Source organism: uncultured Blautia sp. (genome assembly GCF_902497045.1).
Classification (GTDB): domain Bacteria; phylum Bacillota; class Clostridia; order Lachnospirales; family Lachnospiraceae; genus Blautia_A.
Genome location: NZ_CABVDF010000367.1, coordinates 1 through 1,679, shown reverse-complemented (window position 1 = coordinate 1,679; position 1,679 = coordinate 1). Strand labels below are relative to the sequence as shown.

Here is a 1,679-nt window from a genome sequence, read left to right as displayed (position 1 = left end):
CTTTTTATAATTTTTATTTATTCTTTTTTTCTTTTTCTCTCTGTGCAGTTTCTTCTCTGATAGAGCATACAATTGCTTCTCTCTGATTTTCAATATGACGGAAAGAAATCTCCTGAGCTGTTTTCACGTCCCTGGCCTTTATCGCCTCATACAGCTCTTCATGCTCTTTTACCAGAAGGTTTCGTGTTTCCTCATCTTTTAAATACTCCACTCTGTACCGATAAATCTGCTCTCTCAGATTATTCAGTACCTGATTCAGACGCCGGTTATCCGAAGACTGATAAATCACCTCATGAAAAGCCACATCTGCTTCCGCAAGTTTTACCAGATTTCCGTCTGCCATTGTTCTTTCAAAAATCTTAGCAGCCTCCCAAAGCTGCTCCAGCTGTTCCTCCGTCATTCTGGCACATGCATTTTCTATGGAAAGATTCTCCAGGGCGATCCTCACCTCCAGAACATCATTCAGATCTTTTTCTGTAATATTGGCAACCTGAGCGCCCCTCCTGGGGATCATTACTACAAGTCCTTCCAGCTCCAGTTTACGCATTGCCTCCCGGACAGGAGTACGGCTGACCCCCAGCCGTTCTGCCAAAGCGATCTCCATCAGCCTTTCTCCCGGCTTCAGCTCCCCTTTTAAAATAGCTTTTCGAAGAGTATTAAACACCACATCTCTAAGAGGCAGATATTCATTCATGTCAACAGAAAAATCGTTCATCTCCAGTGTCTCCTCCTACCTTTTATCTGTTTTGCATTCCCGTCATTACTGCTGCTCAGACCGATTATATATCCCAGCAGCAAAAACAGTTTTTGCAAGACCGGTTTTTCTAAGAGCCGCAACTGCTGCATTCATCTTCTCTTTGCTGTCAAAAATTCCGAATACTGTAGGACCACTTCCGCTCATCATTGCTTTGAGCGCACCTCTCTCTTCCATAAAGTCTCTGATTTCCCCAATCACCGGATATTTTTCCATAAGTCCCGGCTCGAATACATTGACCATCTTTTCTGTCATGGAATAAAGATCCTTATTCTGTATATCCTGGATCATCCCGTCGATATCCGGGCGTTTTTCCACAGCATCCAGCTTAAGATTTTCATAGGCGGTTTTTGTAGAAACATTAATACCCGGTTTTCCGATCAGTACATATCCCTCCGGCATAGCGGAAAGCGGCGTCAGCTTCTCTCCTATTCCCTCAGCCAGTGCCGTTCCCCTCATAATGCAATAGGGAACATCTGCCCCAATCCGGACAGCTCTCTCCATAAGTTCTTCCTGGCTGAGACCAAGGCGGAACAGGCGGTTCACTCCCACAAAAGCAGCTGCCGCATCTGAGCTTCCTCCGGCCATTCCCGCTGCAACCGGTATGGACTTAGACAGCCTCATGGAAAGTCCTTCTTTTATATCAAACTCATCCATAAGCAGTTTCGCAGCCTTATAGACCAGATTTCTTTCATCAGAAGGCACGTATGGCAGATTTGTAGAAAGAGATATTCCCGGATTCTGCTTTTTTCTGATATCCAGAACATCATACATCCTGATCGTCTGCATGATCATTCGGACCTCATGATAACCATCCTCTCTTTTTCGGATTACATCGAGACCAAGATTTATCTTTGCCATTGCTCGCAAGCGCATAAAACTATCCCTCTATTCTTTCGTAATTTTATGCGCTTGCGAGCAATGG

The 1,679-nt window shown here is 44.7% G+C and carries 2 protein-coding genes; both read right to left on the bottom strand.

The window, feature by feature from the left end:
- Positions 1-13 precede the first annotated feature (13 nt).
- Positions 14-715 carry a GntR family transcriptional regulator gene (locus RDS42_RS14755; RefSeq protein WP_308784314.1) on the bottom strand — a complete coding sequence of 234 codons (702 nt, stop codon included), beginning with the start codon at positions 713-715 and terminating at the stop codon, positions 14-16.
- 45 nt (positions 716-760) lie between these two features.
- The gene (gene ispE, locus RDS42_RS14750; RefSeq protein WP_308784313.1) at positions 761-1,630 is read right to left on the bottom strand and encodes a 4-(cytidine 5'-diphospho)-2-C-methyl-D-erythritol kinase; all 870 of its coding nucleotides are present in this window, start codon (positions 1,628-1,630) and stop codon (positions 761-763) included.
- Between the last annotated feature and the right edge of the window lie 49 nt (positions 1,631-1,679).

Coding starts and splice junctions, on each gene's coding strand:
- RDS42_RS14755 (WP_308784314.1), bottom strand. CDS start 715: ATGAACGATTTTTCTGTTGACATGAATGAATATCTGCCTCTTAGAGAT.
- ispE (WP_308784313.1), bottom strand. CDS start 1,630: ATGCGCTTGCGAGCAATGGCAAAGATAAATCTTGGTCTCGATGTAATC.